15 protein-coding genes are annotated in these 16,042 nt (G+C 38.0%); 9 read left to right on the top strand and 6 right to left on the bottom strand.

Translation table 11 applies throughout. The annotated features are described in order from the left end of the window. The first annotated feature begins 2 nt into the window (after nucleotides 1–2). The 6 genes from ald to infA all read left to right on the top strand — a co-directional run bounded on the left by ald (nucleotide 3) and on the right by infA (nucleotide 4,969). Nucleotides 3–1,124 (top strand): alanine dehydrogenase, encoded by a 1,122-nt coding sequence (gene ald / locus A3Q34_RS00265; protein WP_070373540.1) that lies wholly within the window; start codon nucleotides 3–5, stop codon nucleotides 1,122–1,124. Nucleotides 1,125–1,284: 160 nt separating this feature from the next. Continuing rightward, entirely contained in the window at nucleotides 1,285–2,124 is an 840-nt protein-coding gene (locus A3Q34_RS00260) for an isopenicillin N synthase family dioxygenase (protein ID WP_070373539.1), read from the top strand. Between the two features lie 163 nt (nucleotides 2,125–2,287). Further along, a complete protein-coding gene (trxB, locus tag A3Q34_RS00255) occupies nucleotides 2,288–3,244 on the top strand; it encodes a thioredoxin-disulfide reductase (protein ID WP_070373538.1) in 957 nt (318 codons plus the stop codon). Nucleotides 3,245–3,312: 68 nt separating this feature from the next. Then, the gene (gene aat / locus A3Q34_RS00250; RefSeq protein WP_231907399.1) at nucleotides 3,313–3,963 is read left to right on the top strand and encodes a leucyl/phenylalanyl-tRNA--protein transferase; all 651 of its coding nucleotides are present in this window, start codon (nucleotides 3,313–3,315) and stop codon (nucleotides 3,961–3,963) included. A 1-nt stretch (nucleotide 3,964) separates the two neighbouring features. Then, nucleotides 3,965–4,666: an arginyltransferase gene (locus A3Q34_RS00245; protein WP_070373536.1), complete on the top strand. Its 702-nt coding sequence runs from the start codon at nucleotides 3,965–3,967 to the stop codon at nucleotides 4,664–4,666. Between the two features lie 84 nt (nucleotides 4,667–4,750). Further along, nucleotides 4,751–4,969, top strand: a complete 219-nt coding sequence (gene infA, locus A3Q34_RS00240) for a translation initiation factor IF-1 (RefSeq protein WP_011043571.1) — start codon at nucleotides 4,751–4,753, stop codon at nucleotides 4,967–4,969. 100 nt (nucleotides 4,970–5,069) lie between these two features. Here infA and A3Q34_RS00235 read toward each other — a convergent pair whose 3' ends face one another. The 3 genes from A3Q34_RS00235 to A3Q34_RS00225 all read right to left on the bottom strand — a co-directional run bounded on the left by A3Q34_RS00235 (nucleotide 5,070) and on the right by A3Q34_RS00225 (nucleotide 7,958). Beyond that, nucleotides 5,070–5,540 carry a low molecular weight protein-tyrosine-phosphatase gene (locus A3Q34_RS00235; protein ID WP_070373535.1) on the bottom strand — a complete coding sequence of 157 codons (471 nt, stop codon included), beginning with the start codon at nucleotides 5,538–5,540 and terminating at the stop codon, nucleotides 5,070–5,072. 288 nt (nucleotides 5,541–5,828) lie between these two features. Beyond that, nucleotides 5,829–7,364 carry a Na+/H+ antiporter NhaC gene (gene nhaC / locus A3Q34_RS00230; protein WP_070373534.1) on the bottom strand — a complete coding sequence of 512 codons (1,536 nt, stop codon included), beginning with the start codon at nucleotides 7,362–7,364 and terminating at the stop codon, nucleotides 5,829–5,831. A gap of 138 nt (nucleotides 7,365–7,502) precedes the next feature. After that, a complete protein-coding gene (locus A3Q34_RS00225; RefSeq protein WP_070373533.1) occupies nucleotides 7,503–7,958 on the bottom strand; it encodes a hypothetical protein in 456 nt (151 codons plus the stop codon). Between the two features lie 445 nt (nucleotides 7,959–8,403). On the opposite strand from A3Q34_RS00225, the gene A3Q34_RS00220 reads away from it, so the two are divergent. Next, nucleotides 8,404–8,607 (top strand): hypothetical protein, encoded by a 204-nt coding sequence (locus A3Q34_RS00220; protein ID WP_070373532.1) that lies wholly within the window; start codon nucleotides 8,404–8,406, stop codon nucleotides 8,605–8,607. A 381-nt stretch (nucleotides 8,608–8,988) separates the two neighbouring features. Here the strand turns inward: A3Q34_RS00220 and A3Q34_RS00215 are convergent, their stop codons facing one another. The 3 genes from A3Q34_RS00215 to A3Q34_RS00205 form a co-directional block, all read right to left on the bottom strand. Further along, nucleotides 8,989–9,717, bottom strand: a complete 729-nt coding sequence (locus tag A3Q34_RS00215) for a PRC-barrel domain-containing protein (protein WP_070373531.1) — start codon at nucleotides 9,715–9,717, stop codon at nucleotides 8,989–8,991. Nucleotides 9,718–10,044: 327 nt separating this feature from the next. Then, nucleotides 10,045–10,752 carry a Crp/Fnr family transcriptional regulator gene (locus A3Q34_RS00210; RefSeq protein WP_070373530.1) on the bottom strand — a complete coding sequence of 236 codons (708 nt, stop codon included), beginning with the start codon at nucleotides 10,750–10,752 and terminating at the stop codon, nucleotides 10,045–10,047. Nucleotides 10,753–11,166: 414 nt separating this feature from the next. Next, a complete protein-coding gene (locus tag A3Q34_RS00205; protein WP_070373529.1) occupies nucleotides 11,167–11,931 on the bottom strand; it encodes a Crp/Fnr family transcriptional regulator in 765 nt (254 codons plus the stop codon). A gap of 524 nt (nucleotides 11,932–12,455) precedes the next feature. Between A3Q34_RS00205 and A3Q34_RS00200 the strand changes: the two genes are divergently transcribed. Both A3Q34_RS00200 and acnA read left to right on the top strand, forming a co-directional pair. Continuing rightward, entirely contained in the window at nucleotides 12,456–12,905 is a 450-nt protein-coding gene (locus A3Q34_RS00200) for a universal stress protein (RefSeq protein ID WP_070373528.1), read from the top strand. Nucleotides 12,906–13,296: 391 nt separating this feature from the next. Next, nucleotides 13,297–16,035: an aconitate hydratase AcnA gene (gene acnA, locus A3Q34_RS00195; protein ID WP_070373527.1), complete on the top strand. Its 2,739-nt coding sequence runs from the start codon at nucleotides 13,297–13,299 to the stop codon at nucleotides 16,033–16,035. Nucleotides 16,036–16,042 lie beyond the last annotated feature (7 nt).

The raw sequence follows: 16,042 nt of genomic DNA, 5'->3' as shown, positions 1-16,042 counted from the left end.
TTATGATTATTGGTGTTCCTAAAGAAATTAAAAACCATGAGTACCGTATAGGCTTAACTCCAGCAGGCGTTAACGAGCTAACGGTTAATGGACATGAAGTGATTGTTGAAAATAACGGCGGCGAATCTATTGGTTTTGAAAACGAGCAATATATAGCAGCCGGTGCCAAAATTATAAACACGGCAGCAGAAATTTTTGCAACCGCTGACATGATAATAAAAGTAAAAGAGCCACAGCCTGACGAGTGTAAAATGCTACGTCCAGGTCAAATACTTTTTACTTACCTACATTTAGCACCTGATGCTAAGCAAACTGAATTATTAGTTGCTTCTGGCGCAACCTGTATTGCTTACGAAACGGTAACCTCTGCTCAAGGTGGTTTACCTTTATTAGCGCCGATGTCTGAAGTTGCTGGCCGCATGTCTATTCAAGCAGGTGCTCATGCCCTTGAAAAAGCACAAGGCGGTTTAGGTGCTTTATTAGGTGGTGTACCTGGTGTTGCTCCTGCGAAAGTATTAATTATAGGTGGTGGTGTTGTTGGTACTCAAGCTGCTCGTATGGCAATAGGTATGGGCGCTGATGTAACGATATTAGATCGTTCATTACCCCGTCTACGTCAATTAGATACTGAATTTGATGGCCGTTTAAAAACAGTTTACTCTACTGCTGATGCGATGGACCAATTGATTGTTGAAGCTGACTTAGTCATAGGCGCGGTCTTAATTCCTGGTGCAGCTGCACCTAAATTAGTAACAAGAGCCCACATCAAAATGATGAAAAAAGGTGCTGTAGTTGTTGATGTCGCGATTGACCAAGGTGGTTGTTTTGAAACATCAAAAGCAACAACTCATCAAGACCCAACGTATGTTGTTGACGACGTAGTACATTACTGTGTAGCTAACATGCCAGGTGGCGTAGCACGCACATCAACAATGGCATTAACTAATGCAACCATGCCATTTGCGGTAATGCTTGCCAATAAGGGTGCAAAACAAGCCATGCTTGACAACGTACACTTAATGAATGGTTTAAACGTATTAGGCGGAAAAATCACTTACCAACCTGTTGCTGAAGTTTTAGGCTACGACTACATACCACCTGAAGTGGCTATAGCGACTTTATAACGACTGAAAATAATACTTTGTGAGTTCTTCATAAAAACAATAAACCTCTGTTATATTTTTAATAGAGGTTTTTTTTACGATGAATCTTAAACCTGACCATTTGGTTAGCTTGTGTTATATTTCAATAAATATCACTAAAATAAGAGTTAGGGAATCAATCATGGAAATTCAGGTTGTCGACTATCAAGATAAAAATGCTGGAAAATTATTTGTTCAAAGCTTAAGAGAAACAGGTTTCGGTGTATTAATTAATCACCCTATTGAGCAACAGCTTGTTGAATCTATTTATAAAAATTGGTATGAATTTTTTAGCGGTGAAGAAAAGCATAACTTAAGTTTTGATCCAAAGAAACAAGATGGCTACTTTTCAACCGAGATATCTGAGACGGCTAAGGGTCATGCAAATAAAGATATAAAAGAATATTTTCATGTTTATCCTTGGGGCAGGATCCCTGATCAACTTAAAGATGAAATACTTACCTATTACCAGAAAGCCTCTGAACTTGCTGCAGAATTACTTGATTGGGTCGAAAAATATAGTCCAGTCGACGTCTCAGAAAAATATTCAGAACAACTAGCGAATATGATCAAAGATACGCCAAATACTTTATTACGTATTTTACATTATCCGCCACTAAGTGGAGATGAAGAACCGGGCGCAGTGAGAGCCGCTGCGCACGAAGATATTAATTTATTAACCATATTACCGGCAGCAAATGAACCCGGTCTGCAAGTACAAAAGCAAGACGGGTCTTGGATTGACGTTCCCAGTGATTTTGGCAGTTTAATTATTAATATTGGTGATATGTTGCAAGAAGCCTCAGGTGGATATTTCCCATCTACCAGCCATCGGGTTATTAATCCTTCAGGTAAGGCCAGTAAAAAGTCTAGAATATCATTGCCGTTGTTTCTTCATCCACGAGACGAAGTCGTCTTGTCTGAACGACATACTCAAAAAAGCTACTTATTAGAAAGATTAAAAGAGCTTGGCGTAAAATAGCGATGAGTGTTGGTGTATAAGGGTTTATATGCCATCACTGTACATTTAACATTGCACTCATAGAAATTTTTATCAAAAAATTAATTTACCCTCTTGAGTTCTTTGCTTAAACTCCCAACTAATACCTTATAATTATACTTTTTATCAATCTTTGGAGTCATTCATGAGCGAAGCAAGACATTGCCCGTTACTCATTTTAGGATCAGGTCCAGCTGGTTACACGGCTGCAGTTTATGCCGCACGCGCAAATTTAAAACCAGTGATGATCACTGGTATGCAGCAAGGGGGTCAATTAACCACGACCACTGAAGTTGAAAACTGGCCTGGTGATGCCGATGATCTTACCGGTCCAGCATTAATGGATCGTATGCAAAAGCATGCAGAAAAGTTTGATACCGAGATTATTTTTGACCACATCAATGAAGTTGACTTTTCGAAACGCCCTTTTACCTTAAAAGGCGATAGCATGAGCTATACTTGTGATGCACTTATCATTTGTACGGGGGCTTCTGCACAATACTTAGGTTTACCTTCAGAAGAAGCATTTATGGGTAAAGGCGTTTCAGCCTGTGCTACTTGTGATGGTTTCTTTTACCGCAACCAAAAAGTTGCTGTTGTTGGCGGTGGTAATACCGCTGTTGAAGAAGCGTTATATTTATCAAACATTGCCTCTGAAGTTCACTTAGTGCATCGTCGTGAAACTTTTCGCTCTGAAAAGATTTTAACTGACCGTTTATACGAAAAAGTTAAAAACGGCAATATTACCTTACACTTAAATCAAACCTTAGATGAAGTGCTAGGCGATAAAATGGGTGTTACTGGCGTACGCTTAAAAGAAACGCAATCTGACACCACTAAAGATATTGACGTTATGGGTTGTTTTATTGCCATTGGTCATAAGCCAAACACTGATATTTTCAACGACCAATTAGCGATGAAAGACGGCTACTTAACGATACAAAGTGGCACTAACGGTAATGCAACACAGACCAGTGTTGAAGGTGTTTTTGCCGCAGGTGATGTAGCTGACCATATTTATCGTCAAGCAATTACCTCTGCTGGAGCTGGCTGTATGGCAGCCCTTGATGCAGAACGTTACTTAGACGCTAAAGGCTCTTAGTCATTAAAAACCAGATTGTCGCATTACTCGATGTCGATGATCTGGCATTTCCTCCCTTAAAACAGGCGTTGATTGAACCTAATGGCTTACTTGCTTTTGGTGGTGATTTATCTGTAGCGCGATTAAAGTCGGCCTATCGAAGTGGTGTCTTTCCTTGGTACAGTGCTGGCGAAGCCATTATGTGGTGGAGCCCAGATCCGCGTGGTATTATCCTAACCGACCAATTACGTATTAATCGCACCTTGCGAAAAGTATTAAAACAACAGAACTTCACCGTAACCTTAAATCAAGCCTTTGACCGTGTTATTCATTATTGTGCCGACGCTCCCTTTCGTAAGGAAGATACTTGGATAGTTGATGATATGTTAGCGGCATATCAACAACTGCATGACAATGGTGTCGCACATTCGATAGAAGTGTGGATGGATGGTGAATTGGCCGGCGGTTTATATGGCGTAGCAATTAATGGCAGCTTTTCTGGAGAATCGATGTTTTATCGAAAAAGCAATGGTTCTAAAATCGCATTAGTTTATTTAAATGCTTTATTAAAAGGCCAAAACATTCCATTAATTGACTGCCAAATGCTCAACCCTTTTTTAGAAGACATGGGCTGTATTGAGGTTTCACGCTCGCAGTTTATGACATTGAAAGCACAAGCATTAACGGTTTCATTACCACCGGATTTTTGGCTACCTCGCCAACTGACAGAAGAGCCTTAGTATGAGCACAAATTTTCAGTTAGGCATTACCGGTTCGTTTCCTTGTAACTACTTGCCCGACCAAGAAGAACGTTTACTGATTGCAACCGATGAACGTTTACATAACAGTGAACATTATGGCTGGTTAATGTCACAAGGCTTTAGACGCAGTGGTGATCAGATATACAGACCTCATTGTGAACTTTGCTCTGCATGCAAATCTCTGCGGGTCTTAGTTAAGGAATTTTTGTTATCTAAAAGTCAAAAAAGAAATATAAAGAAAAACAACCTATTTACTATTAACATCTCAACTGAAAAAAAAGCTATTTATTACCCGCTTTACGAAAATTACATCAATACTTTACATTCCGATGGCTCAATGTTCCCAGCGACAAACGATCAATACAATAGTTTTATCCGTTGTAACGTCACAGAGCAGCTCTACCTTGAAATATGGCATGATAATCAACTTATTAGTGTTGCAGTAACCGATGTACTAAAAGATGCCCTATCAGCCGTATATACGTTTTATCATCCAGATTATAATAAGCATGGTTTAGGCGTGTTTTCTATTTTGCAGCAAGTGTATTTAGCAAAAGATAGGCAGAAGAACTTTCTGTATCTAGGTTACCAAATTGATGACTGCAAAAAGATGAACTACAAGGATCGTTATTACCCACACCAAGTCTTGATAGAAAACAGATGGCAAACAGTAAATAAATAACACTATAGCTTTACATTCCGGCCTGTTTTCGGCATTATCTGCCCAGATTTTTGTTTATGCACAACTTTAGAGGTTTAGCGCCCAATGGCGAAAGAAGAAAATATTGAAATGCAAGGTACGGTTCTTGATACCTTACCAAATACTATGTTCCGCGTTGAACTAGAAAATGGTCATGTTGTTACGGCACATATTTCAGGAAAAATGCGTAAGAACTACATTCGCATATTAACGGGTGATAAAGTAACGGTTGAATTGACACCGTATGATTTATCTAAAGGCCGTATTATTTTCCGTGCTAGATAATTAAGACCCTATAAAGCTAAAAGCCCTGTGAATAATATTCACAGGGCTTTTTTATTACTTTAGTTATAGATCCTTAAACCTAAAAACCAATCATTGACGATTAAGCCAGCTTTTTTAATAAGCCGTCGCTAGCATCCTCAACTAAATCTAAGACAAGCTTAAATCCCCTCGCCCCACCATAATATGGATCAGGTACTTCTCGTTCTTCAAAATTATCTGCATATTCCAAAAACAATTGAATTTTTTCATGTAAATGCTCTGGTGCTAACTTTTTTAGCTCTTTAACATTATGCTCGTCCATCGCTAAGACTAAATCAAATTTGGTAAAATCTTCAACAATAACTTTACGTGCTTTAATTTTGTCAAATGAGTAGCCACGTTCAGTACCTATCTTTTGTGCACGATGATCGGGCTTTTCACGCGCATGAGAGCCCGTTGTACCCGCAGAATCTATAATTAAAGAAATACCCTTTTCTTTAACTTTATGACGAAAGACCGCCTCTGCGCTTGGCGAACGACAAATATTGCCCATACAGACAAACAGAATGCTATTTATTTCTTTATAATTCATAAGTTTAGTTACCAATCTCCATGTATTTGACATCTGATCACTAGTGTTTTCATACTAGTAAAATCAATGACTTATGTATTGTCAGTGTATTTAACGAAACTATCTTGAGCTATTTTTATAAGAAGGTAAAGGATAATTCTCGATAGAAAGTTACTTTACATCAAACTAAATTTAATTAGCAAAATAATGAAGAAAAAATATTTAATGGCGTAATAAATCATATCAACACCGCAGATTAAAATAATAGAAATTAACGGTGCCGATAAGCTAAAGACTTAAATAACGCCACTATGACTTTTTCGTGTCTGAATTGTTATCTACATCATCTTTCGCAGTATCTTCAACTTTTGGTGTACCGTTAGCATTAAATTCAGCTATCGCTTCACCAGAAGATTCCCAATGTTCTCTTTCTTCTTCTGTTGCTTTGGGCGAGAATAGCCCAGTAAAAGCATAGAAGATCCCAATAAGTGGTGCCATCCAGCAAGCAAAAGCAAGGGGGATATACAAAAGGTTTTCTATATTGCCATCAGCTATACCAAGACCTAGCGCTGAAATTACAAATGCACCACCCGCATTCCATGGAATAAGGGGAGACATTAATGTTCCACCTTCTTCGATTCCACGTGATAGATTTAAGGTTGAATAGCCCATACCACGATAAACAGGCGAGTACATTCGTCCCGGTAAAGCAATCGATAAATAAGGGTCACCGGCAACTAGGTTAGTCGCAAAGGCAGTACCAATCGCTGCGGTTTGAATACCGGCAAAACTACTCACCTTACTTTTAATAGCATTAATAATTGACTTCAAACAACCTGTTTTTTCGAGTGCACCGCCAAAGCCTAGTGCAATTAATATCAAGGAAATGGTCCACATCATCGATTGTATGCCCCCCCTATTTAACAAGCTGTCAATTTCTTCAATCCCCGTACTTATCGAGTAGCCATTATTGGCAAAATCAAAAATTGATTGCAGACTCTGCCCCTGTACAACCATTGCCGTTGCACCACCCGCAACAACGCCAGCGAATAATGATGGCATAGGGGGATATTTTTTTATCGCTAAACCCATGACAACCAAAGCAGGTAATAATACCCATCCTGAAATATAAAAGTTTTCGTCTAGGGTGTTAGTGATAGCGTCAATTCTTTCAAATGAAATGCTTTGAGTGTCGATGACGAAAAATCCCACCAACAAATAGATGATAAGAGCGATGAGCATAGCTGGGATGGTCGTTGCCATCATATTTTTTATATGAGAAAAAACATCGGTTCCAGTCACTGCAGGGGCCAAATTAGTTGTGTCGGAAAGTGGTGAAATTTTATCACCAAAAAAAGCACCAGAAACTACAGCGCCAGCTGTCCAATATGCAGGAATGTTAAAACCTTCGCCAATGCCCATTAAGGCCAAACCAACCGTACCGACACTCGCCCAACTAGTGCCAAGAGAAAGTGAAACAACAGCACAAATGACCATACCAGCAGCCAGAAAGATTTCAGGCGAAAGGACCTTTAAACCATAATAAATAATGCTGGGTACTGTACCGCTAGCAATCCAGACTCCAATAATCATCCCAACCGTTATTAAAACAGACACTGAAGGTAATGCGACGTGAATAACGTGAAAAATTCCTCTTTCAATATCTTTCCATTTCAGCCCTAACTTAATACCAACAATACTGGTAATGGCTAAACCAATGGCAAGAGGAATGTGTGGCTCAAAAACGCCAAAGTAAAATATTTGTGTCCCAAGAATAAGTAGAGTTAATACGACAGGCGTCAAGGCAAGTAATAAACCCGGATTGGCATTTTTTGTCCGTTTCATTTAAATACCTCATGTTTTGTTATTCATAGATTAGGTGAAGAACAGTCATCGTGATGGGTAAAGCAGTAGGCAAATTTAACTTGTTACGGCTTTGAAAGCATCACTACATCGTCGATATAAAGGATAACAAAGGTAGGGTCACACATCATTCATCCTTTGAAGGCCATGCATTATTTGCTGATTTTTTTGATGTAAATTATTGATCAAATCCAGAAGATACTCTTTACTATAATTGTTAATTATCAAGGGTAAAATAGATCTTAACCACATTTCTATCTTCTCATTTACCTCCAGCATTACAGTGGTTATTTTTCCACTGTTTGCATTAGGAGCTAACGCTAGTGTTTCTATATAAACTAATAACTGCTCGTCAATATCGTCATCGAACCACATTTCAAATGTTTTAATAGGCGCCTCTGTCAATGAGGTGATTAAATATTGGTTTCTGACTTTTTGCTTGTCTGTTAAATAATGTAAAAACATTCTAGCGCGCTCTTGCTCTGTCACTTTAAGACTTCTCTCATAAAACGCTAGCGTTGCGGTATTCAATGTTATTAGGTGTTCAAATACTTCACTTAACTGGTGATAACGCATAACTTTCCTTCCTATTCTAAATTTTTGTGAGCCTATTTTCGAAGAACCTAACGATCAACTTATAAATTAAACAACGCCACTTGAATTTTCTGCTTATAAATAATTTAGTCATGTAGGATTTATTTTTACAACTCAAAGTAACAAAATATCAGCCTGCTAGATGTGCGCTAGCGCACATACTTAATTGATGTAGCAGAACAAAAATCAATTTTTAGCATTATAAAAAGCCTAAAGGGGGAGATGTTACTTATACCGCCAATATACATATTTAGATATAACCTAAACTACTGAAAATATTACAATATAGGGGTAATAAGCTTTGTAAATAAAAAAACCGTTAAGTTTTGTGTGATGGCGTACATATTTATTGTCACATTCCGTGCAAAATAATAGCCGTAACCTAAAACTTAACTAATTTAACTGAACGTAACTATTGGGATTTAATATGAGCAATCAAAACGAACACAGTATCGCGACTTTTGCGGCTTTAAAAACTTGCATAGCAAATGGTGAAGTACAATCAGTAAAAGAATTATTAGCAAAGCAGCCAATACAAGCACTTGAGAAAAGCTATCTTATTGATTTAGCAAAATTAAATAACAATCCTACTATAATAAAACTCATTGAAGAAAGCCCAATAAACGAATGAATTAATTAAAACTTAACATCACAATTTAAAGAGTGCCAGATGCAAGCACCAATGCATTCAATTGAATGACTTTTTAATCAACAGGGCTAGCAAGGAACAAGAAAGGCTAATATCTATTTTATTGATTATCTAATTTTATTGATAACAATGCGCCTATAGCCAGCGATGTTAAGCGACACGAAACAGCTTTATGGTCTGAAATAGTCGCGCAACTTAACCTGTTACTACGTTAGAGTTTAACGAATACGTTAGAGTTTAACGAAAATTTCTAGCTTAAGAATGGAGAAGGTATCGTAATATATTATCCATTTTTGTTAGCCAACGCTTATTTACCTTGGCTAACGGTAACCCTTAACAAAGTTTAATAACTTTTAATAACTTTTAATAATACTTACGGAGCTCGTTTTCATATTCTGGATCAATAAACCGCTCTTGATCGAATGGTGGATTTTCCATTATTTTCTCAGCGTTTACATTAACGGTAATATAACAGTCAGTCCAATTAACTGCCTCAATACATTTATGACTAATCAAAACCTTGCGACCACCGGGAGCCCAATTACGCGTGTCTATGACGATATACGAAATAGTCCAATTATCATCATTTAAAATGAAGTCTTTAATATGGCCAATTTTTTGATCTTTCGCGTAGATTTTAAATTTCTTAACGTCATTGGTTGAATGTAAATGCCAATCTTCTGATTTTATTTGAGTATTATCCTTAGATAACTTTGTATCAACTAGGGGTTTGGGACTAGGAGAAGTTCTCCATAATCCTTCATTCATCCAATAATAAGCATAACCGTAGAATTGAAATAATTCAGTTTCATATTGATGAGATATTTGTTGGTGTTCCTCAAGTGGAGGACTATTTTTAATTTTTTGTTGAGTTAAATCAACAGGGAATTTGTACTGTTCCCACTGAGGTTTTTGCAGTGAGATTGTGCTGATTAATATTTTTCGTTCTCCACAGAGCCACTTTTTAGTATCAGGAACTATGTAACGTATTACCCATAATTTATCGTCAAAGAGGAAATCTTTACAAAGACCTATTTTTTTGTCGATACCTTGTAATTGAAAACGCATAAGTTCATTGAGACTTCGTAACATTGTCCTACCCTTCTATATTAATTAAGCTTTAATTGTCGAAAGTCATGGCTTATATCATACTCGGTCAGTTATTTTTCGTATGTACGTCAACACACTTAGCAGTAATATTTTCACTCCAAAACATGGAGATAATATTTATACCTGTTATCAATCAAGCACCTGAAATATGCATTTTGATTGGTAGCGGGTACATACCCTTGTTCTCTCGATATAGATATAAATCATGAGCACTGATTAACAGACTAAAAATAGTGTAAAATACTGTTTGAGGTTATAATAGATGTCTTTACTAATGCTTATTTAAAACAAACGAATAGCTAAAGTGGTCTAGTTTAACCTATTGGTATAATTACCTTTCATCAGCTGATAACACTCACAAGCTTCCCGCTCTAAGCCCTTACGATTAAGTATCTGAATGGTACCTCGTGTATAGCTAATTAACTTTTTATCTTTTAATAAGCAAGCGGCTACTGTTATCCCGCTTCTTCGAACACCAAGCATATCAGCAAGAAATTGATGTGTTAGGTTTAAATGAGTAGAATGTGCCCTATCATCAGTCATGAGTAACCAACGAGCAAGACGAGATGCTATGGGATGAAATCGCATGCAGACTAATGATTGAGAACCTTGCACAAACAAAATATAAAGGTAATCATTCAATCTTTTTAACAGTAATGGAAAGTTTTTCAGTTGATACTGAAATTGCTTAACAGATAAGCGCAGCGCCGTTCCAGACCCCTGAACAACAGCCCTATCAGGAGCCGATTGTACCCCTGAAATATTGGAAATACCCAACATACCTTCATTACCAATAATACACAATTCAAGCGGTGGGTGTCTCGTACCTGTAGTGACCAGTGAAATATACCCTGTTAAAGGATAAAATATGTACTCAATGCCTTGCCCACGCTCATGCAATACATCACCGGAGGTTAAATGAACCTGCTCGCATTGCGCTAGAATAGTTTTTCTGAGTTTATTTGGTAGCCCATCTAACAACTCATTGGTGACTTCTTGCTTTTCTTTTGATCGCATATGTTTGCTCTCTGATACAGAAAAATGATATTGCCTTAAATAATTAAAAGTTAATTTATAGCAGCAATAGTCAAGTGTAAGCGTTATAAAATAGAGGATCTGTGCGCTGGCAAACATTACTTACTTATATGACTTTATAACTTACATATTTAAAATGATTAGTTCACTAAGCAATAGTGGTGTCTATAATGTCGCGAGGTTTTCTTCAATGCCAGCGCTAAAGTCTTAACGTTTTGATGCGGATATTGCAGGAAAATTTTTGATAAAAGTCAATGGCGTGACAGCCTTATTTAGCGCAATAGCTGATATTGTGCTAAATATCATAAATTGATTAAAACTGAGATTCAATACTTATAAAAATCAAATGTTTACAGAGTAAAAGTCAGCATTACTCACTAGAACAAATAACCTTGATTAAAGATTAATAACGTTTTTTGATTGATAATAAACTTTTTCGTTTTCATGAGGGAGCAATCGGTCGGTTTCTTTTTTTACAACCGCGTAGCATTCACAACTTAAGCTTTCAAGTTTCTGCCTATTTAACACGGTAATATGACCGCGATGATAATCAATGACACCCAACTTCTGCAGTTTTCCCGCAGCTTCTGTTACACCTTCTCGGCGAACCCCTAACATATTACCAATAAGTTCCTGAGTCATCACTAGGGTATTATCGGGTAAACGGTCAAGCGACAGTAGAAGAAAACGGCATAATTGCTGATCAATCGTATGGTGGCGATTACATACTGCAGTCTGTGACATTTGAGTAATAAGGGATTGGGTATAACGAAGCATTACACCTAACAATTTTCCATGACGATGGAACTCTTGGGTTAAGCGTTTTCCTTTAAGCCGATAAGCATAACCTGCACTTTGAACCACAGCTCGGCTAGACGTACTTTCTCCGCCCATAAACAACGCAATACCAACAACGCCTTCGTTACCGACCACAGAAATTTCTGCCGAAGCGCCACTCTCCATTACGTATAATAAAGAAACAATAGAGTCAACGGGAAAGTATACATTAGCGAGTTTATCACCAGCTTCGTACATCACCTCGCCTAACTCTAACTTTACTAATTCAACAAAAGGAAAAAGTCGTTCTTTTACTTCATCAGGCAAGACAGCTAGTAAGTGATTTTGTAAGGGAGAAATTTGAGTGTCGATTATTTTTTGCATCGTGTGCGTCCCTTCTTAAGAATTAAATCAAGCTACTAGATATTATTATACCTTAACAAAAAAAATTTCGCTGTTCGGTTCGATACCGTACACAACACTCTTTTTTAGATGACCATTTTATTTTAGGTTTTTATTTTAGGTAATAAGTAAACAAAAAGTATATATCGCACTAAACAACATTTAGACCACCCGAAGTAGATGCCCTTTCATTCAGATAACTACATAGCAAACAACAATAACATTTAAAGACAAAAACTTAAACTTCCCCCTACTGTAAGGTCTAATGAAGAATAGTACGATAATTATTAGGTTATGTGTGACAGCGTACAGATATATCTTTAGGTAAAGTACAAGGTGGTATTTAGAGCTTAGCGTTATAAAATTTTATTCATTAATGGAATAAACAAGATCATAAAAGTTTTACTTAAGTAAAAGAAGTAGCACCCTTTAAAACAGGTAAAACAACAAGTTAATGCTTTGCCAACCACCAATAAAACCCTTATCATTTAATAGAGGAAAACGTTATGTATAAACATATTTTATTTGCCACAGAACTTCATGATTCAAAAAACTATATTGAAGATAAAGTCGCTCAATTACAAAAGTTCACCGACGCTAAACTCAGTATTATTCATGTGGTAGAGCCTATACCTAATTATGGTGGAGCACTCGGTGTTGTTCCGAGTCCAGACCCAGTTGGCAGTTTTGGTAATACAGAAAAACTAAAAGAACAAGCCAAAGAAATACTTCAACCATTAGCTAAAAGGCTGAATATCACCGAACAACACTTGTGTATATCGGTCGGATATATTAGCGAAGAAATATTGGCTTTCGCAGAGCACGAAAATGTCGATTTAATTATAACAGGTAGCCATGGTGTACATGGTTTACGCTTATTATTAGGCTCTACCGCAAATGCCATTTTACACGGCGCAAAATGTGATGTATTGGCAGTGCGTTATAAAGAGCAATAAGCATTGATTTAAGCAATAAATATATTGCTTTGAATATTATGATGGTAACGAACCTGCTGTGAGCGAGCCAATCAATTAAGTCGGTAATTAATATAATGTCGTTAATTATCTATCGGTTGCAGCAAGACTTACCTTTCCATAACAGGTGTTCATCGAGGGTCGTATCACTAATTTATCCTGTCTTATCAAATCGACCTATCATGATAAATTATTTGACTCGAGTCTCATTAGTAATAAACACCCTACTGATTGTTATATAACTATACATGTTACCAGCCCTTTATTTTGGCTGCCACATTATGTTTTCGTCCATGTATGCTAGGGTATATTAACTACGTTTATCATTATGCGTATACCAATCAGATTAATACTTTTAATGGAGATAACGACAATGGCCAACTCTATACAACGATTGAAGCAAATTGAAATTAATGGTGAAATTTGCAACTACCACAGTTTTGATGGTTTAGCGGATAAGTATGACCTTTCACGTTTGCCTTTTGCCGCTAAAATCCTTTTAGAAAACTTATTACGACATGCAGATAGTGATTTTGTCCAACAAGGGGATATTGAAACCTTAGCCAATTGGGATGTAGACAACTGGCAGGATACTGAAATTGCCTTTGTACCTGCTCGCGTAATTTTGCAAGACTTTACTGGGGTACCCGCCGTAGTTGATTTAGCGGCTATGCGAGATGCGATAGTCAAAATGGGTGGAAAAGCCGAAAAAATAAACCCATTAAATCCAGTCGAATTGGTCATCGACCATTCAGTTATGGTCGATGTGTTTGGTCAAGCTGATGCGATGGAAAAAAACACCGCAATTGAGTTTCAGCGTAATCGTGAACGTTATCAGTTTTTACGTTGGGGTCAGCAAAGTTTTGATAATTTTAAAGTGGTACCACCGGGCCGTGGTATTGTACATCAGGTAAATCTCGAATATTTAGCCCGCGTAGTATTCAAAAAACCCGACGAGAATAATTTACTTTATCCCGATACCTTGGTTGGCACCGATTCACATACCACCATGATTAATGGCTTAGGTGTGTTAGGTTGGGGAGTCGGCGGTATCGAAGCTGAAGCGGCGATGCTGGGACAACCCGTGACCATGTTAATACCTGAGATTGTTGGTTTTGAATTAACAGGAAAATTACCTGCAGGAACTACAGCGACTGACTTAGTATTAACGGTAACCGAACAATTACGTGCTGCAGGTGTGGTAGGTAAGTTTGTCGAGTTCTTTGGTACTGGGGTGAATGAACTGACCTTAGCTGACCGAGCGACCATAGCCAATATGGCGCCAGAATATGGGGCAACGTGTGGAATTTTCCCCATCGATCATCAAACTACCGATTATCTGCAATTAACCGGGCGTGACAGTGACCACATTGAACGCGTAGAGTCCTATTTAAAAACGATGGATATGTGGGGAACGCAGTCTCAACAGCATGCTGTTTATCATAGCCGATTATCATTAAAACTAGATGAAGTAGTGCCTTCTATTGCTGGTCCTAAACGTCCTCAAGACAGAGTTTCACTGGACCGTGCCGGTCTGGCGTATCGTGACTGGTTAGCTTTACAACACGGTATAAAACAAGCAGTCTCGAGCGATAGTGAAAGTGGCTTTGAAAGTGAAGGCGGACAACCTTCGGTACTATTACCTGCTAGTAATGAAGATTCAGGCGTTCCCTGTCAGTATGCTGATGAAGACTTTGTATTAAAACACGGATCCGTCGTTATAGCGGCAATTACCAGTTGCACTAACACCTCAAATCCATCGGTATTAATTGCCGCTGGACTATTAGCCAGAAATGCCCGGCTGCGAGGATTAACGGTTAAACCTTGGGTAAAAACCAGTTTTGCACCTGGTTCTCAAGTGGTCACTGATTATCTGCTTAAATCTGGCTTAAATGAAGATTTAGATGCCCTTGGTTTTCAGTTAGTCGGATACGGTTGTACTACCTGTATTGGTAACTCCGGCCCTTTACCTACCGAAATTAGCGACGCTATTCATCAAGGTGATTTATCTGTTACCTCTGTTTTATCAGGTAACCGTAACTTTGAAGGTCGTATTCACCCAGAAGTCCAAGCTAATTATTTAGCCTCTCCTCCTTTGGTTGTTGCTTATGCTTTAGCAGGTAATATGAAGATAGATATTACCACGGGCTCACTAGGTGATGACCCTACAGGTAAACCGGTTTATTTACATGACATCTGGCCAGATAGTCAGGAAATTAAACAAGTTATCGAAAAAGTTATCGACAGTTCAATGTTTATTTCCCGATATGAAGATGTTTATAGCGGTAATAAAGACTGGCAAGCGCTGGATATAGTACAAAGCCAAAAATATGATTGGCCAGCTTCTACCTACGTTAAATTGCCACCATTTTTTAATAATATTAGCGCAAAAATACCAACTATTAACCCAATTAAAAATGCTCGATGTTTATTAAAACTGGGTGATAGTGTCACTACTGACCATATATCTCCTGCCGGTTCGATTGCGCTAGATAGCCCCGCGGCTGAGTATTTACAAAGTGAAGGCGTCTCACCCAAAGACTTTAATTCTTATGGCTCTAGACGCGGTAATCATGAAGTGATGATGCGCGGTACTTTTGCCAATGTTCGTTTACGTAATTTATTAGCACCTGGCACTGAGGGCTGTTGGACGACACTGATGCCATCAGGTGAAAAAATGAGTGTTTTTGATGCGGCGATGCAATATCAACAACAAAACATTGCTTCGATTGTCTTAGCTGGAAAAGAGTATGGTACGGGTAGTTCTCGTGATTGGGCCGCCAAAGGGCCAGCTTTATTGGGCGTTAAAGCGGTTATTGCACAGAGTTACGAACGTATTCATCGATCTAATTTAGTCGGCATGGGGATATTACCATTGCAATTTATGCCAGATGATAATGCCGAGTCACTAAAGCTAACAGGTGAAGAGCAATTCAGTATTCCTGCTGTGAGTATTGGGCAGAAAACGGTGACAGTATCCGTTAAAACTGAAGAGGGTAATGAACGTTCCTTTGAAGTAAAAATTCGTATTGATACACCCAACGAATTCAAATACTACCAACATGGTGGCATATTACATTATGTGCTACGAAATTTAGCGTCGCCAGACTAATGTTGTT

It is taken from the genome of Colwellia sp. PAMC 20917 (assembly GCF_001767295.1).
GTDB lineage: Bacteria > Pseudomonadota > Gammaproteobacteria > Enterobacterales > Alteromonadaceae > Colwellia_A.
This window is presented reverse-complemented; position numbering and strand designations above follow the sequence as displayed.

Bases quoted from the DNA above. Each gene is read 5' to 3' on its own strand.
- A3Q34_RS00235 (WP_070373535.1), bottom strand. From the start codon at position 5,540: ATGAATTATAAAGAAATAAATAGCATTCTGTTTGTCTGTATGGGCAAT.
- acnA (WP_070373527.1), top strand. From the start codon at position 13,297: ATGGCCAACTCTATACAACGATTGAAGCAAATTGAAATTAATGGTGAA.
- A3Q34_RS00200 (WP_070373528.1), top strand. From the start codon at position 12,456: ATGTATAAACATATTTTATTTGCCACAGAACTTCATGATTCAAAAAAC.
- nhaC (WP_070373534.1), bottom strand. From the start codon at position 7,364: ATGAAACGGACAAAAAATGCCAATCCGGGTTTATTACTTGCCTTGACG.
- A3Q34_RS00225 (WP_070373533.1), bottom strand. From the start codon at position 7,958: ATGCGTTATCACCAGTTAAGTGAAGTATTTGAACACCTAATAACATTG.
- trxB (WP_070373538.1), top strand. From the start codon at position 2,288: ATGAGCGAAGCAAGACATTGCCCGTTACTCATTTTAGGATCAGGTCCA.
- A3Q34_RS00260 (WP_070373539.1), top strand. From the start codon at position 1,285: ATGGAAATTCAGGTTGTCGACTATCAAGATAAAAATGCTGGAAAATTA.
- A3Q34_RS00245 (WP_070373536.1), top strand. From the start codon at position 3,965: ATGAGCACAAATTTTCAGTTAGGCATTACCGGTTCGTTTCCTTGTAAC.
- A3Q34_RS00205 (WP_070373529.1), bottom strand. From the start codon at position 11,931: ATGCAAAAAATAATCGACACTCAAATTTCTCCCTTACAAAATCACTTA.
- ald (WP_070373540.1), top strand. From the start codon at position 3: ATGATTATTGGTGTTCCTAAAGAAATTAAAAACCATGAGTACCGTATA.
- infA (WP_011043571.1), top strand. From the start codon at position 4,751: ATGGCGAAAGAAGAAAATATTGAAATGCAAGGTACGGTTCTTGATACC.
- A3Q34_RS00220 (WP_070373532.1), top strand. From the start codon at position 8,404: ATGAGCAATCAAAACGAACACAGTATCGCGACTTTTGCGGCTTTAAAA.
- A3Q34_RS00210 (WP_070373530.1), bottom strand. From the start codon at position 10,752: ATGCGATCAAAAGAAAAGCAAGAAGTCACCAATGAGTTGTTAGATGGG.
- A3Q34_RS00215 (WP_070373531.1), bottom strand. From the start codon at position 9,717: ATGTTACGAAGTCTCAATGAACTTATGCGTTTTCAATTACAAGGTATC.